Annotated in this window: 21 protein-coding genes; 13 read left to right on the top strand and 8 right to left on the bottom strand. The window is 72.5% G+C overall.

Translation table 11 applies throughout. The annotated features are described in order from the left end of the window. Positions 1 to 253 precede the first annotated feature (253 nt). Positions 254 to 883, bottom strand: coding sequence for a TetR/AcrR family transcriptional regulator (locus tag ACIPXB_RS10610; protein ID WP_401447278.1), 630 nt, complete (start codon positions 881 to 883; stop codon positions 254 to 256). Positions 884 to 1,008: 125 nt separating this feature from the next. Between ACIPXB_RS10610 and ACIPXB_RS10605 the strand changes: the two genes are divergently transcribed. The 4 genes from ACIPXB_RS10605 (at position 1,009) to ACIPXB_RS10590 (ending at position 5,263) form a co-directional block, all read left to right on the top strand. After that, the gene (locus ACIPXB_RS10605) at positions 1,009 to 1,806 is read left to right on the top strand and encodes an acetoacetate decarboxylase family protein (RefSeq protein WP_401447275.1); all 798 of its coding nucleotides are present in this window, start codon (positions 1,009 to 1,011) and stop codon (positions 1,804 to 1,806) included. A gap of 1 nt (position 1,807) precedes the next feature. After that, positions 1,808 to 2,692, top strand: coding sequence for an SDR family NAD(P)-dependent oxidoreductase (locus tag ACIPXB_RS10600; RefSeq protein WP_401447272.1), 885 nt, complete (start codon positions 1,808 to 1,810; stop codon positions 2,690 to 2,692). An 85-nt stretch (positions 2,693 to 2,777) separates the two neighbouring features. Beyond that, the gene (locus tag ACIPXB_RS10595) at positions 2,778 to 4,040 is read left to right on the top strand and encodes an amidohydrolase family protein (RefSeq protein ID WP_401448231.1); all 1,263 of its coding nucleotides are present in this window, start codon (positions 2,778 to 2,780) and stop codon (positions 4,038 to 4,040) included. Continuing rightward, a complete protein-coding gene (locus ACIPXB_RS10590; RefSeq protein WP_401447270.1) occupies positions 4,037 to 5,263 on the top strand; it encodes an amidohydrolase family protein in 1,227 nt (408 codons plus the stop codon). The genes ACIPXB_RS10595 and ACIPXB_RS10590 overlap by 4 nt, the downstream gene beginning before the upstream one ends. A 27-nt stretch (positions 5,264 to 5,290) precedes the next feature. Here the strand turns inward: ACIPXB_RS10590 and ACIPXB_RS10585 are convergent, their stop codons facing one another. After that, positions 5,291 to 8,398, bottom strand: a complete 3,108-nt coding sequence (locus ACIPXB_RS10585) for an NACHT domain-containing protein (RefSeq protein WP_401447268.1) — start codon at positions 8,396 to 8,398, stop codon at positions 5,291 to 5,293. 123 nt (positions 8,399 to 8,521) lie between these two features. Here ACIPXB_RS10585 and ACIPXB_RS10580 point away from each other — a divergent pair, with 123 nt between their 5' ends. Genes ACIPXB_RS10580 through ACIPXB_RS10570 form a run of 3 tightly spaced genes read left to right on the top strand, consistent with a single transcriptional unit; the run spans position 8,522 to position 11,240 of the window. Further along, positions 8,522 to 9,433, top strand: a complete 912-nt coding sequence (locus tag ACIPXB_RS10580) for a sterol desaturase family protein (protein WP_401447266.1) — start codon at positions 8,522 to 8,524, stop codon at positions 9,431 to 9,433. Beyond that, entirely contained in the window at positions 9,430 to 10,143 is a 714-nt protein-coding gene (locus ACIPXB_RS10575; protein ID WP_401447264.1) for a lysoplasmalogenase, read from the top strand. Before ACIPXB_RS10580 ends, ACIPXB_RS10575 begins: the two co-directional genes overlap by 4 nt. Before the next feature lie 53 nt (positions 10,144 to 10,196). Continuing rightward, positions 10,197 to 11,240, top strand: a complete 1,044-nt coding sequence (locus ACIPXB_RS10570; RefSeq protein WP_401447261.1) for a zinc-dependent alcohol dehydrogenase family protein — start codon at positions 10,197 to 10,199, stop codon at positions 11,238 to 11,240. A gap of 28 nt (positions 11,241 to 11,268) precedes the next feature. On the opposite strand, the gene ACIPXB_RS10565 is transcribed toward ACIPXB_RS10570, so the two are convergent. Then, the gene (locus ACIPXB_RS10565; RefSeq protein WP_401447259.1) at positions 11,269 to 12,837 is read right to left on the bottom strand and encodes a S8 family serine peptidase; all 1,569 of its coding nucleotides are present in this window, start codon (positions 12,835 to 12,837) and stop codon (positions 11,269 to 11,271) included. 256 nt (positions 12,838 to 13,093) lie between these two features. On the opposite strand from ACIPXB_RS10565, the gene ACIPXB_RS10560 reads away from it, so the two are divergent. The 3 genes from ACIPXB_RS10560 to moaA all read left to right on the top strand — a co-directional run bounded on the left by ACIPXB_RS10560 (position 13,094) and on the right by moaA (position 16,275). Next, positions 13,094 to 13,459, top strand: a complete 366-nt coding sequence (locus tag ACIPXB_RS10560) for a DUF485 domain-containing protein (protein WP_401447258.1) — start codon at positions 13,094 to 13,096, stop codon at positions 13,457 to 13,459. Continuing rightward, positions 13,456 to 15,108, top strand: a complete 1,653-nt coding sequence (locus ACIPXB_RS10555; RefSeq protein ID WP_401447256.1) for a cation acetate symporter — start codon at positions 13,456 to 13,458, stop codon at positions 15,106 to 15,108. The genes ACIPXB_RS10560 and ACIPXB_RS10555 overlap by 4 nt, the downstream gene beginning before the upstream one ends. Positions 15,109 to 15,285: 177 nt before the next feature. Next, positions 15,286 to 16,275, top strand: coding sequence for a GTP 3',8-cyclase MoaA (gene moaA / locus ACIPXB_RS10550; protein WP_401447254.1), 990 nt, complete (start codon positions 15,286 to 15,288; stop codon positions 16,273 to 16,275). Here the strand turns inward: moaA and ACIPXB_RS10545 are convergent. Both ACIPXB_RS10545 and ACIPXB_RS10540 read right to left on the bottom strand, forming a co-directional pair. Further along, positions 16,258 to 16,503, bottom strand: coding sequence for a hypothetical protein (locus ACIPXB_RS10545; RefSeq protein WP_401447252.1), 246 nt, complete (start codon positions 16,501 to 16,503; stop codon positions 16,258 to 16,260). The two genes, moaA and ACIPXB_RS10545, sit on opposite strands and share 18 nt — an antisense overlap. A gap of 147 nt (positions 16,504 to 16,650) precedes the next feature. Continuing rightward, positions 16,651 to 16,983 carry a DUF3099 domain-containing protein gene (locus ACIPXB_RS10540; RefSeq protein WP_401447249.1) on the bottom strand — a complete coding sequence of 111 codons (333 nt, stop codon included), beginning with the start codon at positions 16,981 to 16,983 and terminating at the stop codon, positions 16,651 to 16,653. Positions 16,984 to 17,116: 133 nt separating this feature from the next. Here ACIPXB_RS10540 and ACIPXB_RS10535 point away from each other — a divergent pair, with 133 nt between their 5' ends. After that, positions 17,117 to 17,389 (top strand): GlsB/YeaQ/YmgE family stress response membrane protein, encoded by a 273-nt coding sequence (locus ACIPXB_RS10535; protein WP_401447247.1) that lies wholly within the window; start codon positions 17,117 to 17,119, stop codon positions 17,387 to 17,389. A gap of 147 nt (positions 17,390 to 17,536) precedes the next feature. Here ACIPXB_RS10535 and tyrS read toward each other — a convergent pair whose 3' ends face one another. From tyrS to ACIPXB_RS10520, 3 genes are all read right to left on the bottom strand, one after another. Next, complete coding sequence (gene tyrS / locus ACIPXB_RS10530) at positions 17,537 to 18,805, bottom strand: tyrosine--tRNA ligase (RefSeq protein ID WP_401447245.1); 1,269 nt, start codon at positions 18,803 to 18,805, stop codon at positions 17,537 to 17,539. A 79-nt stretch (positions 18,806 to 18,884) separates the two neighbouring features. Next, positions 18,885 to 20,288, bottom strand: a complete 1,404-nt coding sequence (locus ACIPXB_RS10525) for a metallopeptidase TldD-related protein (RefSeq protein WP_401447243.1) — start codon at positions 20,286 to 20,288, stop codon at positions 18,885 to 18,887. Next, positions 20,285 to 21,808, bottom strand: a complete 1,524-nt coding sequence (locus ACIPXB_RS10520) for a TldD/PmbA family protein (protein ID WP_401447240.1) — start codon at positions 21,806 to 21,808, stop codon at positions 20,285 to 20,287. Before ACIPXB_RS10520 ends, ACIPXB_RS10525 begins: the two co-directional genes overlap by 4 nt. Positions 21,809 to 22,096: 288 nt before the next feature. On the opposite strand from ACIPXB_RS10520, the gene fabG reads away from it, so the two are divergent. Further along, a complete protein-coding gene (gene fabG / locus ACIPXB_RS10515) occupies positions 22,097 to 22,816 on the top strand; it encodes a 3-oxoacyl-[acyl-carrier-protein] reductase (RefSeq protein WP_401447238.1) in 720 nt (239 codons plus the stop codon). 4 nt (positions 22,817 to 22,820) lie between these two features. Then, complete coding sequence (gene fabI, locus ACIPXB_RS10510) at positions 22,821 to 23,591, top strand: enoyl-ACP reductase FabI (RefSeq protein WP_401447236.1); 771 nt, start codon at positions 22,821 to 22,823, stop codon at positions 23,589 to 23,591. Positions 23,592 to 23,741 lie beyond the last annotated feature (150 nt).

Below are 23,741 nucleotides of genomic sequence, written 5' to 3'. Positions count from 1 at the left end.
CCGCGACGGACTCGCTGGATTCGCTGGATTCGCCGGACTCGCCGGACTTCGTGGATGCGACGGACTCGGTGCCTTCGACGGCGCTCACTTGGCGGATTCCCCTCCGGGTACGGAAAACGGGGGCGGAGAGTGGGCGCGCGGATTTTCACCTGAAGAAAGTAGAGAAGGATGCACGCCGGGGAGCCGCCCCCGTCACCCCGATCCCACCACACGCGGTCCGCCCGGCCAAACCGTTATCGGGCGGCCGGGGCCGTCATCCGGGCGCCGGGCCGTCGAGCAGGGCGGCCACCAGGGCCCGTACGGACAGCAGGAACAGCCGCTCCGGGTCGGCCGGCCGGGCCAGCGCCCGGGACAGCGCCGGGTCCCCGGGAGCGGCGGCCGCGTCCCACAGCTCGCCCTCGCCGGGGGACTGCACGGGGGAGCGCTCGCGGTTGCGCTCGACCAGGACGAAGCCGACCACCTGGAACTGCACCGCCCGTACGGCGTCCGCGGCGCGCGTCCCGCGCAGGCCCGCCGCGTGCACCTCGTGGACGAGCGCCTGCTGGGCGGGCAGGAACATCCGCTCGGTCAGTCCGCGTTCGTGGACCATCGCGATCAGGTGCGGTCGCTCGCGCAGCTCCCGGCGCAGGATCCGGGCGACGGAGACGATCCGCTGGGCGGGGGTGCGGCCGGTCGGGCGCAGGTCGCCCATGTCCCGCACGGTGCGCTCCACGAGCGCGTCGAGCAGCGACTCGCGGTTGCCGACGTGCCAGTAGATGGAGGTCACCGCGGTGCCCAGCTCGGCGGCGAGTCCCCGCATGGTCAGTGCCGCCGGGCCGTGCCGCTTGACCAGGAGCGCGGCCGCCCCCAGCACCTCCTCGCGGGTCAGTGCTCTTCTGCCCATGACCCGGCCCCCTCGATCTGTCGAACCGTCAGTTCTGGTGCGTGCAGCCCTCTTTACCCTTCATCGGCGCCGGTGTAACTGTGTTACAGAAGCCGGCAGACCCGTCGACGAAGGGTGGTCCACCCATGGCACGCGTACGGTACGGCGCACGGACGGAGGCCGAGATCTCGGCCTCGCGCGAGAAGAACTCCCAGCTCCCCGACATCTGGTCCACCGGCGTGGTGGCGCTGTGGGAGAGCGATCCCGACGTGGTCGCGGCGGTCCTGCCGCCGCCGCTGAAGCCCGCCGAACGCCCGCTCGTACGGGCCAACATCAGCAAGGTCGACCTGCCCGGCTACCCGCTCGGCGCCGGCTCGGTGGCGGTCGCGGCCCGGCACGGCGGGGTCGAGGGCTGGTACCCGCTGGTCATGCCGATGACCCACGAGCGCGCCCTGACCGGCGGCCGCGAGGTCTTCGGCGAGCCGAAGAAACTGGGCGAGGTCACCGTCGAACGGGACGGCCTCGTCGTACGGGCCGCGCTCGCCCGGCACGGCATCGCCTTCGTCGAGGTGCGCGGCGCCGTCGACGGCGCGCTGCCCCTGCCCGAGCCCACCCGCAAGACGGACTTCTACTTCAAGTTCCTGCCCGCCGTGGACGGCAACGGCTTCGACGCCGACCCGGTGCTGGTGCACTGCACCCGCAACGAGAAGGTCCGCAAGCTGGAGAGCATCACCGGTGACGTGGTCCTGCGGGAGTCCATGTTCGACCCCGTGGCCGACCTCCCGGTCCGCCGGATCGTCGAGATCACCATCGGCGAGAAGACCACCGACCAGCAGGGCCGGATCGTCGAACGCGTCAGCGCCCAGGCCCTGCTGCCCTACATCCACCAGCGCTACGACGACCCGATGCAGATCCTCGACGGGCCGCCCGCGGGGAGCGTGTGACATGCGGCTCGAACCCGGCCGGACCGCCGTCGTCACCGGCGCCGCGAGCGGTATCGGCCTCGCCATGGCCCGCCGCTTCGCGGCCGAGGGCCTCAAGGTCGTCCTCGCCGACGTCGAGGAGAAGGCCCTGGAACGGGCCGCCGACGAGCTCACCGCCGACGGCGCCGAGGTCCTCGCCCGCCCCGTCGACGTCGGCGACCGCGCGTCCGTCCTCGCGCTCGCCGACGCCGCGTACGAGGCCTTCGGCGCGGTCCACGTCCTGTGCAACAACGCCGGGGTCGGCTCCGGCGCCGAGGGCCGGATGTGGGAGCACGAGCCCAACGACTGGAAGTGGGCCTTCTCCGTCAACGTCTGGGGCGTCTTCCACGGCATCCAGGCCTTCGTCCCCCGCATGATCGCCGGCGGCGCCCCCGGCCACGTCGTCAACACCTCCTCCGGCGACGGCGGCATCGCCCCGCTGCCCACCGCCTCCGTGTACGCGGTCACCAAGGCGGCCGTGGTCACCATGACCGAGTCGCTCTACGCCCACCTGAAGGCCGAGGGCGCGGCCATCGGCGCCAGCGTCCTCTTCCCCGGCCCCCACATGCTGCGCACCGGCCTGTGGGAGTCCCACCGCAACCGCCCCGAGCGGTTCGCCAAGCAGCGACCGCGCCGGACCCCGTACCGCAGCCTCGACCAGTACGAGTCCGCGATGAAGCAGGCCGGCCACGAGGTGAACTTCACCCCGGTCGAGGAGGTCGCCGACCACGTCGTGGCCGGCATCCGCGCCGACCGCTTCTGGATGCTCCCGGCGAGCGAGCACAGCGACCGGCAGATCCGCGCCCGCTCGCAGTCCATGCTCGACCGCGCCAACCCCGCCTACCTGGAAAGCTTCATCCTCGACTGAGGGGACCGACGTGCCCGACGAGACGCACGAGACGCACGAGACACACGAGACACACGAGACACACGAGACGTACGAAGACCCGTACCTGATCATCTCCTCCGACTGCCACGCGGGCCTGCCCACCGAGCGGTACCGCCCCTACCTGGACGCGCGCTTCCACCCCCGGTTCGACGAGTTCCTGGGCCAGCGCGACGCCCGCCGCGAGGAGGCCACCCGCCTGGGCGTCCGCAACGAGGCCTTCGCCGAGAAGTGGTTCCACGACCACGAGGAGGGCCTCAAGGGCGGCTGGGACGTGGCCCAGCGCCTGAAGGAACTCGACGGCGACGGCGTGGCCGCCGAGGTCGTCTTCCCCGACGCGGACGCCGTCGACAGCCAGACCGCGGCCCCCTTCGGCGTGGGCCTGGGCCTCTCCGGCGACCAGGACCCCGAGCTCGGCATGGCCGGCGCGCAGGCGCACAACCGCTGGCTGGCGGAGTTCGTCTCCGAGAACCCCGAACGCCACTGCGGCGTGGCCCTGCTGCCCATCACGGGCGAGCCGGACAAGGTCGTCGCCGAGATCCACCGGGCCAAGGAGTCGGGCCTGGGCGCGCTGATGATCCCCTCGATGTGGGTGGACCGGGCGCCGTACCACGACCGCCGCTACGACCCGGTCTGGGCGGCGGCCGCCGAGACGGCCATGCCGGTCGTCACCCACTCCGGGGCCGCGCCCCGCCACGAGTACGGCGACCACCTCGGCATCTACGTCTCCGAGGTCACCTGGTGGCCGGCCCGGCCCCTGTGGTTCCTGCTCTGGTCCGGTGTCTTCGAGCGCCATCCGGGCCTGAAGTTCGGGGTCGCCGAGTCCGGCTGCTGGTGGCTGCCCAACCAGCTCTGGTTCATGGACCGCCTCTACCTCGGCGCCCACGGCGGCAAGAAGCTCTCCCCGTTCGCGGAGCTGAAACGGCCGCCGAGCGAGTACCTGGACCGCCAGGTGTTCGTCTGCGCGACCAACACCAAACGGCGCGAGCTCGCCCAGCGCTACGAGATCGGCGTCGACAACATCCTGTGGGGCTCGGACTTCCCCCACCCCGAGGGCACCTGGCCCAACACCCGCACCTGGCTGCGCACCACCTTCCACGACATCCCGGTCGGCGAGACCCGCCGCATGCTGGGCCTGGCGGCGGCCGACGTCTTCGGCTTCGACACGCAGAAGCTGGCCCCGCTCGCCCGCCGGATCGGCCCCACCCCGGCGGAGCTGGGCCAGAGCACGGACCAGGCGGCGGTGGAGGCCTCCTGGGCGCGCTCGCGCGAGGTGGGCCGGCACTGGCTGACCGAGCACGACTTCCCCGTGCTGGGGGCCGGCCGATGACCGACCGCTACACGGTGATCTCGGCGGACTGCCACGCGGGCGCCGACCTGCTCGACTACAAGCCGTACCTGGAGAAGAAGCACCACGACGACTTCGACGCGTGGGCGGCCACCTACGTCAACCCGTACGAGGACCTCCTCGCCGACACCGCCGACCGCAACTGGAACTCCGCCCGCCGGCTGGCGGAACTGGAGGCCGACGGCATCGTCGCCGAGGTGGTCTTCCCCAACACCATCCCGCCGTTCTTCCCCAAGGCCTCGCTGATGGCCCAGCCGCCGGAGCGGGCGGAGTACGAACAGCGGTGGGCGGGCCTGCAGGCCCACAACCGCTGGCTCGCCGACTTCTGCGCGGACGCGCCGGGACGGCGGGCGGGCGTCGTACAGATCCTCCTCAACGACGTGGACGCGGCCGTCGCCGAGGTCCGCCGCACCCGCGAGGCGGGCCTGACGGGCGGCATCCTGCTGCCCGGCGTCCCGCCCGGCTCGCCCGTACCGGAGCTGTACTCCACGGCGTACGACCCGCTGTGGGCGGTGTGCGCCGAACTCGGCGTCCCCGTCAACCACCACGGCGGCTCGGCGTCGCCGCCGCTGGGCGACGAACCGGCAGCCCGCGCCGTGTTCATGGTGGAGACCACCTGGTTCTCGCACCGCGCCCTGTGGCACCTGATCTTCGGCGGCGCGTTCCGGCGCCACCCGGACCTCAGACTGGTCCTGACCGAGCAGGGCTCGGGCTGGATCCCGGGCGTGCTGGAGATGCTGGACTACTACCACGGCCGGCTGGTGTCCGCCGCGACGAAGGCGGCCACGGCGGAGTCCAAGTTCGGCGCGGGCCTGGCGGAGGCCATGGGACGGGGCCCGAGCGAGGTCTGGCGGGACAACTGCTTCGTGGGCGCGAGCTTCATGCGACCCCACGAGGTCCCGCTGCGGGACCGGATCGGCCTCGACAAGATCATGTGGGGCAGCGACTACCCCCACGACGAGGGCACCACCCCCTTCTCCCGCGAAGGCCTGCGCATCGCGTACGCGGGCCTGCCGCGCGAGGAGGTCGCGGCGATGGTCGGCGGCAACGCGGCCCGCGTGTACGGCTTCGACCTGGCCCGCCTGGACGCGCTGGCCGCCGTCCACGGCCCGACGGTCACGGAGATCGCCGAGCCGCTGACCACGGTCCCGGACGGCGCCACCAGCCCGGCCTTCGCCACGGGGGGCTCGGTCCGGGTCTGGTGACGGGGGTTCCCGCCGGGGCGGCCGGGCTCAGTGGACCCGCAGCCGCTCCGGCGGGAACCCTTCCGCACCGGTTACGTCGGTGCCGCCGTAGAGATGGACGGTGAGGTCCGCGAGCCCGGCCAGGGGGGCCAGGTCCACGGTGCCGCAGGCGCTGAGGGAGAGGGTCTTCAGCCCGGTCGCCTGCCGCAGGACCCCGAGCCCGCCGGTGAACCGGCAATCGGCGAAGTAGAGGCCGTCCAGCCGGGGGAACCGCAGCACATCCTCGAGGTCGTAGGCGTCGTCGTGGAGGAGCTGGAGCGAGGTGAGGTCCGGTGGCCGGGCCATCGAACGCAGCTCCTGCGCCTGCCGGCTCCCCGTGATGCCCAGGAACGACAGGTCGGGCCAGCGCTCCAGGCCGTCCAGGGACATGTCCTCGGTCCCTTCGTGGAGCCACGCACTGGTGAGCTGGTACCGCCCCGGGAGCTCGCCCACCGACCGGTGGCCGCCCGTGGTGGCCAGGCCGAGCGAGTCGAGCCCCGGCAGTCGCTCCAGGACGCCCAGATCGACATGGTGGCTGCCGAAGGTGAACAGGTACCTCAGGGGTACCTCCGCGAGGGGACCCAGGTCCGTCAGCGCCGTGCAGTCGGTCAGGCTGATGTGCTCCAGCTCCCGGCATCCGGACAGCGGCCCGAGATCGGTCAGCTCGGGCGAGTCGATTACGTACAGCGCTTCCATGCCGCGGTGGGCGGCGACCTCGGGCGGCACCCGCCGGACGTCGTCCAGCCGCAGGCGCTTGAACTGCGGGAGCGCCGCCAGGCAGTCCAGCTGGTGCTGGGTCCGCAGGGTCAGCACCCCACTGCCCAGCGAGGCGCCGTCGAGCACGGCCTCGGCGTACTCGTCGGCCTTGAACCGGCCCCAGGCGTCGTCCAGTTCCCTGATCACCTCGGGGCGGACGTCCTCGCGGAACCGGCGGATCACCGCCAGTGCCTGGTCCCCGCCCACCAGGGCCGCCGTGCGGACGGTCGCCGCCGTCTCCGCCTCGCCCAGGCCGTCGGCCGACGCCGGCAGCAGGTCCAGGACCAGCCCGCCGGCCTTGGCCAGCTCCTCCGCCTGCTCCGGCGTCCGCGGCGGCAGCAGGTCCGCCGTCCGGGCCTGGACGTCCGCGCGGACCGCCGGGTCCAGTTCCGGGGCGTGTTCCAGGCCGGCCGCCGCCAGCAGGACCAGCCGGTTGCGGATGCCCTTGGTCCGGTCGGCCCGTCGCAGCAGGCCCCGCAGCAGCCGGGTCCGCTCGTCCGGGCGGGCGTGGCCCACCGCCATGCGGACCACGTCGTCCCACGTGTCGTCGTGCGCGTTGCGCACCAGCACGCCGAAGTCCCGTGACTCCACCGCCGCCTTGGCCCCCAGGTAGTCCTGGAAGGTCCGGTGGACGAAGTCCACCGTGCCCGGCACCGGTTCGCGCAGCAGTCCGCTGCGGATCAGCAGGTGGGCGAAGACCTGCTCCGCGTCCCCCTGCTCCCGCACCTGCGGCATCGCGGCCAGCCATTCCCCGGTCATCTCGACGGCCTCGTCCCGGTCCGCCTGCACCTGCCCGTTGCGGATCAGCCAGTACGCGAACCGCTGGAGCAGCAGGATCTGCTCGTCCCGGGTGAGCCGGACCCCCTCCACCCCGTGGATCTCCCGCTCCGTGTCCCGCCGCACCAGCAGCATGTCCAGCGCTGCGTCGTACAGCTCCTTGCGCGCCCGCGGCAGCTGCATCCGCCGGTCCCGGTTCAGCGCGCACAGCAGGGCGCACATCAGCGGGTTGGTGGCCAGCCGGACCAGGTCCCGGCGGGCCGAGACCGCCTCCAGCAGCGAGGCCTCGTACGCCGCCAGGTCCTCCCCGTCGGTTCCGGACGGGCCGGCCTCCGCGCGCGCCGCCCGGTGCCAGTGGGCGAGGAAGTCCCGCACGTCCTCGCGTTCCATCGGCACCAGCGCGTGCGGGGTGAACCGCTGGCCCGCCAGCCAGTCCTCCGGAACCGCCGAGGGCCGGGTGGTCACGACGTACCGGGCCATCGGGAACGCGGAGACCAGCGAGCGCAGCCAGGTCTCGGTGCGGGCGCGCAGCCGCTGCGGGACCTCGTCGACGCCGTCCACCAGGACCAGGGCGCGGCCGCTGTGCATCAGGTCCTCGGCCCAGCCGGGCGGGGCCGCCAGCGGCACGCCCGCCGCCTTGAGGAACTCCTCCGGGAGCGGCAGCGCCTGCGCCGTGGTGAACGCGCGCAGGCGCAGCACGAACGGTACGTACGTGCCCCACGGCCCGCCCGCCCGGCGGGCCGCGTCGACGGCGAGCCACTGGAGCAGGGTGCTCTTGCCCGAGCCGGCCGGCCCGCGCAGCAGCACCCGGTCCGCCGCCGCCAGGGCCTGCTCGGCCCTGACCGTGGTCCGGTGCGGCACGGCTTCGCCCGGCAGCGGATGCTGCTGCTCGCCGCTCACGGCGAGGCCGATGTACGCGAGGTCCAGCGCCCACTCCTCCCGCCGCCTGCCCGTGGTCAGGCCGAACAGCTGGAGCCGGCCGTGGGTCTTCGCGATGTACCGCGCGTACCGCTCCTCGAACGCCCAGGCCGCCCCGCCGGGGCGGTCGGCGCGGTCGGCGCGTTCGGCCAGCCGGTCCACGGACCGCTGCAACCGCCCCGTCCGCCGGACCAGTTCCACGTCGGCCCGGGCCCCGAAGCCGGGCAGTGTCGTCAGGTACTCCACGGCGTGCACGCACGTCAGCCGGATCAGCTCCCGGCACACCGGCTCGGCGGCCGTGCTCAGGCCCGCGCCGGGCGGTACGGGCAGCCGGGCCGCCAGCGCCGCCGGGTCCAGGTCGGCGGCCAGGAGGGCGTCGGCGTCCACCGGCCCCAGCGCGGCGAAGGCGTCGGCGGCGGCGTCGAGGGCCGCCAGCCGCTCGTGCTCCGGCAGCCCGGCGGCGGCCCCGCCCAGCCGGTCCGCCAGTCCCTCGGCCAGGCGGCGCAGCTCGGCCTCGCCCAGCCCGGCCGGCCGCCGCCAGCGCGCGGCCGGACGTACCGGCCGCTCCGTCAGGCCCGCGCCGGGCACCTGCCCCAGCCGCGCCGTGACCAGCCGTCCCACCATCGCCGTCGCCGTCCGTAAGACGGCCGTCTCGATCCCCGCCATTCCCTCCGCCCCTCCCCGGATGTCCTGGTCCGGACCCTAGTCGGCGAACCCTCGGTAACACCGGCGCATACCGATCGGTAACAACCTCTGGCGGCTCCCCGGATCCCGCCCTAGGGTGCGGGCATGCCGAACCTGCCCGACGTCGTGCTGTGGTCCGTACCCGCCTTCGTGCTGCTCACGATCCTGGAGGCGGTGAGCTACCGGATCCGTCCGGACGAGGACGCCGCCGGGTACGCCGCCAAGGACACGGCCACCAGCCTCACCATGGGCCTCGGCAGCCTGGTCTTCGACTTCTTCTCGAAGATGCCCTTCGTCGCGCTGTACGCGGCGGTGTACGAGCTGACCCCGCTGCGGGTGCCGTTCCTGTGGTGGACCCTCGCGCTCATGCTGCTCGCGCAGGACTTCTGCTACTACTGGCAGCACCGCAGCCACCACGTCGTGCGCATCCTGTGGGCCTCGCACGTGGTGCACCACAGCAGCCGCAGGTTCAACCTCTCCACCGCCCTGCGCCAGACCTGGACCGGCGCCACCTCCTGGCCCTTCTACCTGCCGATGATCGCGCTCGGCGTGCACCCGGCGGCCCTGGCCTTCTGCTACTCGGTGAACCTGCTCTACCAGTTCTGGATCCACACCGAGCGGATCGGCAGGCTGCCCCGGCCGGTCGAGTACGTCTTCAACACCCCCTCGCACCACCGCGTCCACCACGCCTCCCAGGGCGGCTACCTGGACCGCAACTTCGGGGGGATGCTGATCGTCTGGGACCGGTTGTTCGGCACGTTCACGGTGGAGACGCAGCGCCCGGTCTTCGGCCTGACCAAGAACATCACCACGTACAACCCGCTGCGGGTGGCCACCCACGAGTACGCCGCCATCGCCCGCGACGTACGGGCCGCCACGAGCTGGCGCGAGCGCGCCGGCCGGATCTTCGGCGGGCCGGCCTGGCAACCGGCCCCCGCCACCGCGGTCAGCGCCCCCGCCACCGCGGTCAGTGCCCCCGCCACCGCCCCCTCGACCCCCACGGAGTCCCCCGCATGAGCGCCCGCACCACCCCCACGCCCGATCCGGCGGGCGCCGCCGCCCCGCTGCGCGCGCCTTCCTGGGCCGTCCCCGCGGCCGCCGGGCGCCGTGCCGCCGCGGGCCGGGTGCTGCTGCTCGCCTTCGGCGTGGCCGCCGCCGTCGACCTGGTCTCCCTGCTCGCCGGCTGGGACCCCGGGCACCTGGTCGCCAAGCCGCTGCTGATGCCCCTGCTCGTCGGGTACGTCCTGACGCGGCGCGCCCCGCGGCTGCTGGTCGCCGCCCTGCTCTTCGGCTGGGGCGGCGACGTGGCCCTGCTCTTCGACGCCGAGGCCGCCTTCCTCGTCGGCATGGGCTCCTTCGCCCTCGGCCACGTCTGCTACCTCGTCCTCTTCGGCCGCCGCCCGGCCGACCCGCGGCTGGCCGCCGGGTACGCCGTCGCCCTCCTCGGCACGATCGCCCTGCTCTGGGGCGACCTCCCCGCCGACCTGCGCGTCCCCGTCGCCGGCTACAGCCTGCTGCTCACCGCCATGGCCTTCCGCTCCAGCGCCCTGGGCCGGGCCGCGGGCACCGGCGGCGCGCTGTTCCTGCTCTCCGACACCCTGATCGCCACCGGCGTCGCCGAGTGGCCCCAGCTGCCCCGGCCCGACTTCTGGATCATGAGCACCTATCTGGCCGCCCAGTGCCTGCTGGCCCGCGGCGCCCTCGCGCGGGGGGCAGGCGTACGGTAGGGAGGTTCCGCCCGCCTGACGCCCCGCCCGCCCGACCCCGAAGGACCCGCACCATGCGCGCCACCGTCATCCACGCCCCGCACGACATCCGCGTGGAGCAGGTGCCGGACGCCGCCGTCGAGCAGCCCACCGACGCGGTCGTGCGCGTGCTGCGCGCCTGCATCTGCGGCAGCGACCTGTGGGCCTACCGCGGCGAGGCCCAGCGGCAGCCGGGCCAGCGCATCGGCCACGAGTTCCTCGGCGTCGTCGAGGAGGCCGGCTCCGCCGTCTCCGGCTTCCGGGCCGGCGACCTGGTCGTCGCCCCCTTCATGTGGTCCGACGGCACCTGCGACTACTGCGCCGAGGGCCTGCACACCTCCTGCCCGAACGGCGGCTTCTGGGGCTCGGTCGGCTTCGACGGCGGCCAGGGCGAGGCCGTCCGCGTCCCGCAGGCCGACGGCACCCTGGTCAAGCTGCCCGCCGACGCCGTCTCCGACGACCACCTGCTGACCGGGCTCCTCGCGCTCTCCGATGTCATGGGTACGGGCCACCACGCCGCCCTCGGCGCCGGCGTGCGCCCCGGGTCCACCGTCGCCGTGGTCGGCGACGGCGCGGTCGGGCTGTGCGGCGTCCTGGCGGCCAAGCGGCTGGGCGCCGAGCGGATCATCGCCCTGGGGCGGCACACCGCCCGTACCGACATCGCCAAGCGCTTCGGCGCCACCGACGTGGTCGCCGAGCGCGGCGAGGCCGCCGAGGCCGCCGTACGCGAGCTGACCCGCGGTCAGGGCGCCCACGCCGTCATCGAGGCCGTCGGCACCGAGCAGTCCATGCGCACCGCCGTGAACATCACCCGCGACGGCGGGGCCATCGGCTACGTCGGCGTCCCGCACGGCAGCGGCACCGGTCTCGACCTCGGGGTGATGTTCGACCGCAACATCACCCTGCGCGGCGGCGTGGCACCGGTGCGCGCGTACCTCCGCGAGCTGCTGGCGGACGTCCTCGACGGCCGCGTCGACCCGGCGCCCGTCTTCGACCGCACGGTGGGCCTGGACGACGTACCGGCCGGCTACCGCGCCATGGACGACCGCAGCGCCCTCAAGGTGCTCATCACCCCCTGAGGGCGCCTGCCGCCGACGGGCCGTCAGGTCACCACTTCACGGCCTTCAGCGCGTTCACCACGCCCGCCCCGTAGTAGCCCGTGCGGCCCAGCGCCCCGGTCTGGCAGGTCGTCGCCGGGATCGGCTTGCCGGTGGCCGGGTCCAGGATGTGCTCCGGGCAGCCCGGGTTGTCGGCCTGGACCTTGAGCAGCAGCTGGATCTGCGCCGGCGAGGCCCACGGGTGCCGGCTCTTGATCAGCGCGGCCACCCCCGCCACGTGCGGGGCGGCCATCGAGGTGCCCTGCTTGTAGCCGTACGCGCCGCCCGGCAGCGTGGACAGCACCCGGCCGTTGGCGTCCGGCGTGGCCGCCTTCTGCCACTTGTCGCCGCCGGGACCGGCGACGTCCACCACGCCCAGGCCGTAGCTGGAGTAGTACGAGCGGAAGCCCTCCGGGCCGACCGCCGACACCGAGACCACCCCCGGCAGCTGCGTCGGCAGGTCCAGGCAGACGCTCGGGTCGATGGTCCGCGGCACCGGAGTGGTGTCGTTCGGGCTGGTGTCGTCGACGATCGCGTCGGAGGCCAGGTCCCAGTTCTCGTTGCCCGCCGAGGCGACGTTCAGGGTGCCCCTGCGCTCGGCGTACCGGCTCGCCCGGCCGATGGCCTCCACCAGGGCCTTCTGGTCGTCGTCCGTGGTGCAGTTGAAGTACCAGGGGTCGACGTAGTAGCTGTTGTTGGTGATCTCGATCCCCTTCTCCGCGGCGAACATGAAGCCGCAGACCACCGACTCGGTGTAGAAGAGGCCGCTGCCGGGGTCGCTCACCTTGATGGCCGCCACCTTCACGCCCGGCGCGACCCCGCTGATCCCGGCGCCGTCGCGGGCCGCCGCGACCGTACCCGCCACATGGGTGCCGTGGTCGCTGCCGTCCGGGTACGGCCGCCAGGCGCCCTCGGTGGTGTCGGCCACGCCGCCCACGCAGTTGGCGGACTGCCCCCGGGAGAAGTTCGCCGCCAGATCGGGGTGGGTGTCGTCCACACCCGTGTCGATGACACCCACCGTGACGTCCGGGCTGCCATCGTTGATCTTGTGAGCCTGATCGGCCTTGATCGCCCGCAGGTCCCACTGGCTGGGCTCCAGCGGCTCCTGGCCCGGCGCGGCGGCCGCCGCGGCCCGGGCGGCCTCCGCCGCGCCCAGCACCTCGGTGGTGCCCTCCTGCGTGGTCTGCACGGCCGTCAGCGGGGCCGTACGGGTGGCGCCCACCGAGGACACCCCGCGCTGCGCCCGGACCTCCTCGGCGAAGGCCGGGTTCCCGGAGTGCGCGACGACGACCCCGATCTGCTCATAGGCCGTCACCACCCGGCCGCCGGCCCGCTCGATCGCCCTGCGCGCCTGCTTGACCGCGCCCTTGCCCTCACCGGTCAGGTTGACCACGTACGAGAGCGCCGGGCCGGCGCCGGGGGCGGTCGCGCCCGGCGCGGTGGCCGCCGTCGCGTCCTCGGGCGCGGCCGCGGCCGGGACCGCCGACAGCAGGGCGAGCGAGGCCGTGAGCGCCAGGCCGACCGGTATGGCGAGCGTGCGCCCGCGCCGACCGGACCGACGCGATCCCGGATGAGTCATGGGGTCTCCACATCCTCGTGAGGAAGCCGCCCCGCCGCGGGCCGCGGCTGGCGGGTTCATGACAGGTGAAGCTAGCGCCGGTGTTCCCGTCCGCGCCATCAGTTCGAGAAATCAGGCACGAAAGATCCAGCGGGTGTTGAACCGTCCCGACGCGCGGTACGTGCCGTTGACAAGGGGGCATCAGCACCACCGCCCCCCACCGGAGGTCTTCATGTCCGTCGTCCCCACCGCATCCGTGCCACAAGGAGAGCCCCCCGTGACCACCGAAGCAGCGCCGCCCTCCGGCGGCGCGGACACGCACCCGGCGAGTCCCACGGCAGCAGAGTTCGCAGCCGTCCAGGAGAGCGCGGAGTTCGGCGAACTGCGCCGGTCCTACCGTTCCTTCGCGTTCCCCCTCACCGTGGCCTTCATCGCCTGGTACCTGCTCTACGTGCTGCTGTCCAACTACGCGACCGGCTTCATGGGGACCAAGCTCTTCGGCAGCGTCAACGTCGCCCTCGTCCTCGGCCTCGGCCAGTTCGCCACCACCTTCGCCATCGCCTGGTGGTACTCCAAGCACGCCGCCGAGAAGCTCGACCCCAAGGCCGAGGCCATCAAGTCCCGCATGGAGGCCGGAGCATGAGCGCCCCCCTGGCCGCGACCCTCGCCGTCGGCGCCTCCGAGCACCGCCCGCTGATCATCACCCTCTTCGGGCTGTTCGTCGTCGCCACCCTGGCCATCACCGTGTGGGCCGGCCGCCAGACCAAGGGCGCCGCCGACTTCTACGCCGGCGGCCGCCAGTTCACCGGCTTCCAGAACGGCCTGGCCATCTCCGGCGACTACATGTCCGCCGCGTCCTTCCTCGGCATCGCCGGCGCCATCGCCCTCTTCGGCTACGACGGCTTCCTCTACTCCATCGGCTTCCTCGTCGCCTGGCTGGTCGCCCTGCTGCTCGTCGCCGAGCCGCTGCGCAACTCCGGCCGCTACACCATGGGCGACGTCCTGGCGTACCGGATGCGCCAGCGGCCCGTACGGACCGCCGCCGGCACCTCCACCATCGTGGTGTCGATCTTCTACCTGCTCGCCCAGATGGCCGGCGCCGGCGTGCTCGTCTCGCTGCTGCTCGGCATCACCAGCGACGGCGGCAAGCTCGCCATCGTCGGCCTGGTCGGCGTCCTGATGATCCTCTACGTCACCATCGGCGGCATGAAGGGCACCACCTGGGTCCAGATGGTCAAGGCCGTCCTGCTCATCGCGGGCGCCCTGCTGCTGACCTTCCTGGTGCTGTGGAAGTTCAACTTCAACATCTCCGACCTGCTCGGCAAGGCCGCCGAGAAGAACAGCAACGAGGTCCTCAACCTGGCGCCGGGCACCCCCGAGTTCCTCGAGCCCGGCCGCAAGTACGGCGCCACCGAGACCTCGAAGCTCGACTTCATCTCCCTCGGCCTCGCGCTCGTGCTCGGCACCGCCGGCCTGCCGCACATCCTGATCCGCTTCTACACCGTCCCCACCGCCAAGGCCGCCCGCAAGTCCGTGAACTGGGCCATCGGCATCATCGGCGCCTTCTACCTGATGACCATCGCCCTCGGCTTCGGCGCCGCCGCCCTGCTGAACCGGGCCGACATCATCGCCTCCAACCCGGCCGGCAACACCGCGGCCCCGCTGCTCGCCCAGGCCCTCGGCGGCGGTGCCGACTCCACCGGCGGCGCGATCCTGCTCGCCGTGATCTCGGCCGTCGCCTTCGCCACCATCCTCGCGGTGGTCGCCGGCCTCACCCTGGCCTCCTCCTCGTCCTTCGCCCACGACATCTACGTCAACGTGATCCGCAGGGGCAAGGCCACCGAGCAGGAGGAGGTACGCGCCGCCCGCTGGTCCACCGTCGTCATCGGCGCCGTCGCCATCGTCCTGGGCGCCCTCGCCCGCGACATGAACGTGGCCGGCCTGGTGGCCCTCGCCTTCGCGGTCGCGGCCTCCGCCAACCTCCCGACCATCCTCTACAGCCTCTTCTGGAAGCGCTTCACCACCCAGGGCGCGCTGTGGTCCATCTACGGCGGCCTGGTCTCCTCCGTGGTCCTGGTGCTCTTCTCACCCGTGGTCTCCGGCAACCCCAAGACCTCGATGTTCAAGGGCGTCGACTTCCACTGGTTCCCGCTGGAGAACCCCGGCCTCATCTCCATCCCGCTGGGCTTCCTGCTCGGCTGGCTGGGCACGGTCCTCTCCAAGGAGACCCCCGACCGCGAGAAGTACGCGGAGCTGGAGGTGCGCTCCCTCACCGGCACCGGCGCCCACTGAGGCACTGCGTCGATCATCCGAACACGGACCGTGGCCGCGTCGTACGTCCCTACGACGCGGCCTCGTCACGTCTCGTTCTTTCCTGCTCACCAAAGCGACACATGCGTCGCGTAGGCTCGAATCGAGCGCATCACTTGCGTGAACCTCATCGGAACCGGACCAGGGGAGGGGGCCACTGTGCTCATCGACACCTACGGCCGCGTGGCCACTGACCTGAGGGTCTCGCTCACCGACCGGTGCAACCTGCGGTGCACGTACTGCATGCCCGAAGAAGGCCTGCAGTGGCTGGCCAAGCCCGACCTGCTCACCGACGACGAGATCGTCCGGCTGATCCGGATCGCCGTCACCGGCCTCGGCGTCACCGAGGTCCGCTTCACCGGCGGCGAGCCGCTGCTGCGCCCCGGCCTGGTCGGGATCGTCGAGCGGTGCGCCGCTCTGGAACCGCGCCCGCAGATGTCGCTGACCACCAACGGCATCGGCCTGGGGCGCACCGCGCGGGCTCTGAAGGCCGCCGGCCTGGACCGCGTCAACGTCTCGCTGGACACCCTGCGGCCCGAGGTCTTCAAGACCCTCACCCGCCGCGACCGCCACAAGGACGTCGTCGAGGGCATGGCCGCGGCCCGGGAAGCCGGCCTCACCCCGGTCAAGGTCAACGCCGTCCTGATGCCCGGACTCAACGACGACGAGGCCCCCGACCTGCTGGCCTGGGCCGTCGACCACGGCTACGAGATGCGCTTCATCGAGCAGATGCCGCTCGACGCCCAGCACGGCTGGAAGCGCGACGGGATGATAACCGCCGGTGACATCCTGGAATCGCTGCGCACCCGCTTCGAGCTGACCCCCGAGGGCGAGGAGCGCCGCGGCGCCGCCCCCGCCGAGCGCTGGCTCGTCGACGGCGGCCCGGCCACCGTGGGAGTCATCGCCTCGGTCACCCGCCCGTTCTGCCGCGCCTGCGACCGCACCCGGCTCACCGCCGACGGCCAGGTCCGTACGTGCCTGTTCGCGACCGAGGAGTCCGACCTGCGGTCCGCCCTGCGCTCCGGCGCCCCGGACGAGGAGATCGCCCGGCTCTGGAAGGTCGCCATGTGGGGCAAGAAGGCCGGCTCCGGCCTGGACGACCCCTCGTTCCTCCAGCCCGACCGCCCGATGTCAGCGATCGGCGGCTGACCACTCCTCCAGGGTCACCACGTCCTTCAGGAACCCGCGCACGCCCAGGAACTGCGACAGGTGCTCGCGGTGTTCCTCGCACGCCAGCCACGTCTTGCGCCGTTCCGGCGTGTGCAGCTTCGGGTTGTTCCAGGCCAGCACCCATACGGCCGCCTCGCGGCAGCCCTTGGCGGAGCAGATGGGGGAGTCGGCGGCCCCGGCGGGGTCCTGATCGGCGAAGAGGTTCACGCCCCCACCCTAAGAGACCCGGACGGAGACATGACGACGCCGAGCAGCCACGGGGGGAGCTGCCCGGCGTCGGTCCGTCGCTCCGACGGGGGATGCGGAGCGCGTAGGCAGTATGTCACGCAGGACCGGGTACGGTGCACTGGAACTTCATGATTGATCTGAGGTTTTCTTGAGGTTCCCCGTCTCCAGCGCCGGACGCGCAGGTGGGGCGATGAAGTTCGAGGGCAGGGAAGGCGTCGATTCGCGCCCCGCGTTGGCGATGACGACCGCGATGTACGGCAGCAGCGCACCGGCCACGAGCGTCACGATCGCCACGTGTCGCTCGATGTTCCACAGCACGACGGTCGCGATGACCGACAGCGTCCTGATCGTCATCGAGATGACGTAACGGCGCTGCCGTCCCCGGACGTCTTCCTCGAGCCCCATCCGGGCCCCGGTGATCCGGAAGACCTCGGCCTTGTTCCGCTTCTTCGCCTTCACCCTTCCACGGTACGCGCCGCCCGCCGCGCTGCCACGAGGGGGTACGCCCCGGACGGAGCCGCCCGACATGCGCGGCGGGCCGGACGGGCCGAGACTGGCCGCACATGCGCACCGCGCGTCACGAGGAGGCGAGATGAGCTGGTTGTGGGCGATCATCGTGGGTTTCGTGCTGGGGCTCATAGCCCGGGCCGTCCTGCCGGGCAAGCAGCACCAGCCGCTCTGGCTGACCACGCTGTTCGGCATCGCGGGCGCCGTCCTCGGCAACGCGGTCGCCGTCTGGTTCGGGGTCGGCGAGACCAAGGGCATCGACTGGACGCGGCACCTGCTGCAACTCGTCGGAGCCATCGTCATCGTCGCCCTGGGCGAGATGGTCTACAAATCGCTGCGCGGCCGGCGCACCGCGTAACCCGGCGGGCGCGCGGGCGACCCGCGGGCCGTGACGGACCCGGCGGTGCGCGGGGCAGCACAGGGCGGAGGGGCCGGACGGACAGTGTCGTCCGTACCGGCCCCTCCGCCGTGCGCTGCTCCCGCCGGGTGCCGCGGGGGTGGTCGGTCAGGCGCCGGTGACCTCGACCGCGGCCAGGCTCTTCTTGCCGCGGCGCAGCACCAGCCAGCGCCCGTGCAGCAGGTCCTCCCGGGCCGGGACCGCGTCCTCGGCGGTGACCTTGACGTTGTTCACGTACGCGCCGCCCTCCTTCACCGTCCGGCGGCCGGCCGACTTGCTGGCGACCAGGCCGGTCTCGGCCATCAGGTCCACGACCTGGCCGAGCTCGGCGACCTCGGCGCGCGGCAGCTCGGACAGGGCCGCGGCCAGCGTGGCCTCGTCCAGGTCCGCGAGCTCGCCCTGGCCGAACAGCGCCTTGGACGCGGCGATCACGGCGGCGCACTGGTCGGCGCCGTGCACCAGCGCCGTCAGCTCCTCCGCGAGCGCCCGCTGCGCGGCCCGCGCCTGCGGCCGCTCGGCGGTCTGCGCCTCCAGCTCCTCCAGCTCCGCGATGGACCGGAAGGACAGGATCCGCATGTAGGTGGAGATGTCCCGGTCGTCCACGTTCAGCCAGAACTGGTAGAACGCGTACGGCGTGGTCATCTCCGGGTCGAGCCACACGGCCCCGCCCTCGGTCTTGCCGAACTTGGTGCCGTCGGCCTTGACCATCAGAGGCGTCGCCAGCGCGTGCACCTCGGCCTGCGGCTCCAGGCGGTGGATCAGGTCCAGGCCGGCCGTCAGGTTGCCCCACTGGTCCGACCCGCCCTGCTGGAGGGTGCAGCCGTGGCGGCGGTACAGCTCCAGGAAGTCCATGCCCTGGAGCAGCTGGTAGCTGAACTCGGTGTAGCTGATGCCCTGGTCGGACTCCAGCCGCTTGGCGACCGAGTCCTTCGTCAGCATCTTGTTGACGCGGAAGTGCTTGCCGATGTCCCGCAGGAACTCGATGGCGGACATGCTCGCCGTCCAGTCCAGGTTGTTCACCAGGACCGCCGCGTTCTCGCCCTCGAAGGACAGGAACGGCTCGATCTGCGACCGCAGCCGGCCGACCCACTCCGCGATGACGGCCGGGTCGTTCAGGGTGCGCTCCGCGGTCGGCCGCGGGTCACCGATCTGACCGGTGGCCCCGCCGACCAGCGCCAGCGGCCGGTTCCCGGCCAGCTGGAGCCGGCGCATGGTGAGCACCTGCACCAGGTGACCCACGTGCAGCGAGGCCGCCGTCGGGTCGTAGCCGCAATAGAACGTGACCGGACCGTCCGCGAACGCCTTGCGCAGCGCTTCTTCGTCGGTGGACTGGGCGAACAGCCCGCGCCACTTCAGTTCGTCGACGATGTCCGTCACGGTTCTCTCGACTCCTTCGCAGGGATGGGTACGGCGTTCAGTCTAGGCTGGCGGGGCGGGTGTCCCCGCCCCGCCGGCCTCATACGCCCTTGCTGACCGAGCTCATGTTGAAGTCGGGGATCCGCAGCGCCGGCATCGCGGCCCGGGTGAACCAGTCGCCCCACTCGCGCGGCAGCGTCTTCTCGGTCCGTCCGGCCTCCGTCGCCCGCGACAGCAGGTCCACCGGCGACTCGTTGAAGCGGAAGTTGTTGACCTCCCCGACGACCTGCCCGTCCTCCACCAGGTAGACGCCGTCCCGGGTCAGGCCCGTCAGCAGCAGCGTCGCCGGGTCGACCTCGCGGATGTACCACAGGCAGGTCAGCAGCAGCCCGCGCCCGGTCGCCGCCACCATCTCCTCCAGGGACGCGCCCCCGCCCCCGTCCAGGATCAGGTTCCCGAAGCCCGGCGCCGACGGCAGCCCCGTCAGGGCCGCGCTGTGCCGCGTGGTCGTCAGGTGCGCCAGCTCGCCGCCGCGCACCCACTCCACCGGCGGCACCGGCAGACCGTTGTCGAAGACGGACGCGTCGTCGCCCGAGCTGTGCGCGATCACGAACGGCGCCGACTCCAGCCCCGGCTCCGCCGGGTCGCTGCGCAGCGTCAGCGGCAGAGCGGAGAGCTTCTCGCCCAGCCGGGTGCCGCCACCGGGCCGGGAGAACACCGTGCGGCCCTCCACCGCGTCCCGGGCCGCCGCCGACCACATCTGGTAGATCAGCAGGTCCGCCACCGCCGTCGGCGGCAGCAGCGTCTCGTACCGGCCGGCCGGCAGCTCGATCTTCCGCTCGGCCCAGCCCAGCCGCACGGCCAGCTCGCCGTCCAGCGCCAGCGGGTCGACGTCCTTGAAGTCCCGGGTGGCCCGGCCCACCCAGGCCGACCTCTGGCGGTCGGGTGACTTGGCGTTGAGCTCCAGGGTGCCGTTGGGCTGGTCGTGGCGCAGCCGCAGCCCGGCCGAGGTGCCGACGTACGTGGTGACCAGCTCGTGGTGGGCGAAGCCGTACAGCTCCCGGCCGCCCGCCCGGGCCCGCGCGAAGGCCTCGCCGAGCGCCGGGGCGAAGTCGGCGAACACCGCCGAGGAGGTCTCGCCCGGTCCGTCCGCGAAGTCCGGCGACGACGGCGTACCGGTGACCAGCGGCTGGGCGTCCTCGGCGGGGCCCGCGGTGCGTGCGGCCGCCTCGGCGGCCCGCACCAGCGGCTCCAGGTCCGCGGCGGTCACGGCGGAGCGCGAGACGACCCCCGAGGCCGTGCCCTCCTTGCCGTCCACCGTCGCGATCACCGTGAGGGTACGGCCGCGGGTCACGCCGTTCGTGGTCAGCGCGTTGCCCGCCCAGCGCAGGTTGGCGCTCGACTCCTCGTCGGCGATCACCACGCAGCCGTCGGCCGTGGACAGCTCCAGTGCCCGCTCGACGATCTCGTGGGGCTTGGTGCGTCCGTTCGAAAGCGTGCTCATCGGCCGGCCTCCTGCGTGGTGTTCAGGATGTTCACGTCACGGAACAGTGCGGACGGGCAGCCGTGCGAGACCGCCGCCACCTGGCCCGGCTGGGCCTTGCCGCAGTTGAAGGCGCCGCCCAGGACGTACGTCTGGGGGCCGCCGACCTTCTCCATCGACCCCCAGAAGTCGGTGGTCGTGGCCTGGTACGCGACGTCGCGCAGCTGACCGGCCAGCCGCCCGTTCTCGATCCGGAAGAAGCGCTGCCCGGTGAACTGGAAGTTGTAGCGCTGCATGTCGATCGACCACGACCGGTCGCCGACCACGTAGATGCCGCGCTCCACCCCGCCGATCAGGTCCTCGGTGGAGAGCCCGCCCGGATCCGGCTGGAGCGAGACGTTCGCCATCCGCTGCACCGGCACGTGCCCGGGGGAGTCGGCGAAGGCGCAGCCGTTGGAGCGGCCCAGCCCGGTGAGCTTCGCGATGCGGCGGTCGAGCTGGTAGCCGACCAGGGTGCCGTCCTTGACCAGGTCCCAGGACTGCGCCTGGACGCCCTCGTCGTCGTAGCCGATGGTGGCCAGGCCGTGCTCGGCCGTGCGGTCACCGGTCACGTTCATGATCGGGGAGCCGTACGTCAGCTTGCCCAGCTGGTCGAACGTGGCGAACGAGGTGCCCGCGTACGCCGCCTCGTAGCCCAGCGCCCGGTCCAGCTCGGTGGCGTGCCCGATGGACTCGTGGATGGTCAGCCACAGGTTGGAGGGGTCGACCACCAGGTCGTAGCGCCCGGCCTCGACGCTCGGCGCCCGCATCTTCTCCGCCAGCAGCGAGGGGATCTGCTCCAGCTCGCCGTCCCAGTCCCAGCCGGTGCCCGTCAGGTACTCCCAGCCCCGGCCGGCCGGCGGCGCGATGGTCCGCATCGAGTCGAACTCGCCGGTCTTGGCGTCCACGGCCACCGCGGTCAGCTGCGGGTGGATCCGCACGCGCTGCTGGGTGGTCACGGTCCCGGCGGTGTCGGCGTAGAACTTGTTCTCGTGCACGGCGAGCAGCGAGGCGTCGACGTGCGCCACGCCCTCGGCCCGCAGCAGCCGGTTGCTGAAGTCGGCCAGCAGCGCCGCCTTCTCCTCGTCCGGCACCGAGAACGGGTCCACGTCGTAGGCGGACACCCACGTCCTGTCCGCGTGCACCGGCTCGTCGGCGAGTTCCACCCGCTCGTCCGAGCCGGCCGCCTTGATCACCTTCGCGGACAGCTGCGCCATCGCGACGGCCTGCGAGGCCACCTTGGCGGCCCCGTCCATCGTCAGGTCCACACCCGAGGCGAAGCCCCAGCTGCCCCCGTGCACCACCCGGACCGCGTACCCGAGGTCGGTGGTGTCGGACCCGCCGGAGGGCTTGGCGTCCCGCAGCCGCCAGGAGGCGTTGCGGATCCGCTCCAGCCGGAAGTCGGCGTGGTCGGCGCCCAGCGCGCGCGCCCGCGCGAGCGCCGCGTCGGCGAGCGCCCGCAGGGGCAGGTCGGTGAAGGACGAATCAATTCCGTGGACCACGGGTGGCCTCACTCTCCTCGTGCCGGGTGACTTCCACGTGCTCCGGTGCCCCCCGGAGCCGTGGGGCTCCGGTGCTCCGTTCGCACCGGGAAGTCAATCACGCTGGGCGACGGACCTGCGACGGAAATTGCGGTGCGTCCGCCGCGCCGCGGAGGGCGCCACGGACCGCCCGGTTCTGTAGGGAACCCACAGAGCCCGTCGCGCGGCCCTGTCGGGGACCGATTCCCCGGATGGGGGGTGCGCCCGATAGGTTTTTGGTATTCAGACCGCTAGTGAAAGGGTGATCTGTTGAGCCGCTCGGTTCTCGTCACCGGAGGAAACCGGGGCATCGGCCTCGCCATCGCCCGCGCCTTCGCCGAGGGCGGCGACAAGGTCGCGATCACGTATCGCTCGGGCGAGCCGCCGGAGGCCCTCACCGAGCTGGGAGTGCTGGCGGTCCGCTGCGACATCACCGACTCCGAGCAGGTCGAGCAGGCGTACAAGGAGATCGAGGACAAGCACGGCGCGGTCGAGGTGCTGGTGGCGAACGCCGGCATCACCAAGGACCAGCTGCTGATGCGCATGTCCGAGGAGGACTTCACCTCCGTCCTCGACACCAACCTCACGGGCACCTTCCGCGTCGTCAAGCGTGCCAACCGCGGCATGCTCCGCGCCAAGAAGGGCCGCGTCGTCCTCATCTCCTCGGTCGTCGGGCTGCTGGGCTCGGCCGGCCAGGCCAACTACGCCGCCTCCAAGGCCGGCCTCGTCGGCTTCGCCCGCTCCCTCGCCCGTGAGCTGGGCTCCCGCAACATCACCTTCAACGTGGTGGCCCCCGGCTTCGTGGACACCGACATGACGAAGGTGCTCACCGACGAGCAGCGCGCCGGCATCGTCTCGCAGGTCCCCCTCGGCCGCTACGCGCAGCCCGAGGAGATCGCCGCGGCCGTGAGCTTCCTGGCGTCCGACGCCGCCGCGTACATCACTGGAGCCGTCATTCCCGTTGACGGCGGATTGGGCATGGGTCACTGATCACATGAGCGGAATTCTCGACGGCAAGCGCATCCTCATCACGGGTGTGCTGATGGAGTCGTCCATCGCCTTCCACGCCGCCCGGCTGGCCCAGGAGCAGGGCGCCGAGGTCATCCTCACGGCGTGGCCACGCCCGAGCCTGACCGAGCGCGTCGCCAAGAAGCTGCCCAAGCCCGTCAAGGTGATCGAGCTCGACGTCACCAACGAGGAGCACCTCGCCCGCCTGGAGGGCCTCGTCCGCGAGGAGCTCGGCAGCCTCGACGGTGTCCTCCACTCGATCGGTTTCGCGCCGCAGGACGCCCTCGGCGGCAACTTCCTGAACACGCCGTTCGAGTCGGTGGCCACCGCCATGCACGTCTCGGCGTTCTCGCTGAAGTCGCTGACCATGGCCTGCAAGCCGCTGTTCCCGGCGGAGGGCGCGGCCGTCGTCGGCCTCACCTTCGACGCGCAGTTCGCCTGGCCGCAGTACGACTGGATGGGCCCGGCCAAGGCGGCCCTGGAGGCCACCAGCCGCTACCTCGCCCGCGACCTGGGCAAGGAGAACATCCGCTGCAACCTGGTCTCGGCCGGTCCGCTCGGCTCGATGGCAGCGAAGTCCATCCCGGGCTTCTCGGACCTCGCGGAGGTCTGGAACACCCGCTCCATGCTGGAGTGGGACATGAGCGACCCGGAGCCCACGGGCAAGGCCATCGTGGCCCTGCTGTCCGACTGGTTCCCGAAGACCACCGGCGAGATCGTCCACGTGGACGGCGGCCTGCACGCGATGGGCGCCTGAGCGCCTGAGCACCTGACGAACGTATGCCCGTACGCGCGCGCGTACGGGCCGGGCCGCGCCCCCCTTCCGGGGGCGCGGCCTTCCGCGTTGCGTGGCCCGACCGGGTCGTTCCGAGTCGAGAATGCGGGCATATACCTGCAAACTGACCGG

Source organism: Streptomyces sp. NPDC090022 (assembly GCF_044748145.1).
Classification (GTDB): domain Bacteria; phylum Actinomycetota; class Actinomycetes; order Streptomycetales; family Streptomycetaceae; genus Streptomyces.
The sequence above is the reverse complement of the archived record's forward strand: the minus strand, read 5'-3'. Positions and strand labels throughout refer to the sequence as shown.

Excerpts from the sequence above, each read along its gene's own strand:
- ACIPXB_RS10610 (WP_401447278.1), bottom strand. The coding sequence starts at position 883 with ATGGGCAGAAGAGCACTGACCCGCGAGGAGGTGCTGGGGGCGGCCGCG.
- ACIPXB_RS10605 (WP_401447275.1), top strand. The coding sequence starts at position 1,009 with ATGGCACGCGTACGGTACGGCGCACGGACGGAGGCCGAGATCTCGGCC.
- ACIPXB_RS10600 (WP_401447272.1), top strand. The coding sequence starts at position 1,808 with ATGCGGCTCGAACCCGGCCGGACCGCCGTCGTCACCGGCGCCGCGAGC.
- ACIPXB_RS10590 (WP_401447270.1), top strand. The coding sequence starts at position 4,037 with ATGACCGACCGCTACACGGTGATCTCGGCGGACTGCCACGCGGGCGCC.
- ACIPXB_RS10585 (WP_401447268.1), bottom strand. The coding sequence starts at position 8,398 with ATGGCGGGGATCGAGACGGCCGTCTTACGGACGGCGACGGCGATGGTG.
- ACIPXB_RS10580 (WP_401447266.1), top strand. The coding sequence starts at position 8,522 with ATGCCGAACCTGCCCGACGTCGTGCTGTGGTCCGTACCCGCCTTCGTG.
- ACIPXB_RS10575 (WP_401447264.1), top strand. The coding sequence starts at position 9,430 with ATGAGCGCCCGCACCACCCCCACGCCCGATCCGGCGGGCGCCGCCGCC.
- ACIPXB_RS10570 (WP_401447261.1), top strand. The coding sequence starts at position 10,197 with ATGCGCGCCACCGTCATCCACGCCCCGCACGACATCCGCGTGGAGCAG.
- ACIPXB_RS10565 (WP_401447259.1), bottom strand. The coding sequence starts at position 12,837 with ATGACTCATCCGGGATCGCGTCGGTCCGGTCGGCGCGGGCGCACGCTC.
- ACIPXB_RS10555 (WP_401447256.1), top strand. The coding sequence starts at position 13,456 with ATGAGCGCCCCCCTGGCCGCGACCCTCGCCGTCGGCGCCTCCGAGCAC.
- ACIPXB_RS10535 (WP_401447247.1), top strand. The coding sequence starts at position 17,117 with ATGAGCTGGTTGTGGGCGATCATCGTGGGTTTCGTGCTGGGGCTCATA.
- ACIPXB_RS10525 (WP_401447243.1), bottom strand. The coding sequence starts at position 20,288 with ATGAGCACGCTTTCGAACGGACGCACCAAGCCCCACGAGATCGTCGAG.
- fabI (WP_401447236.1), top strand. The coding sequence starts at position 22,821 with ATGAGCGGAATTCTCGACGGCAAGCGCATCCTCATCACGGGTGTGCTG.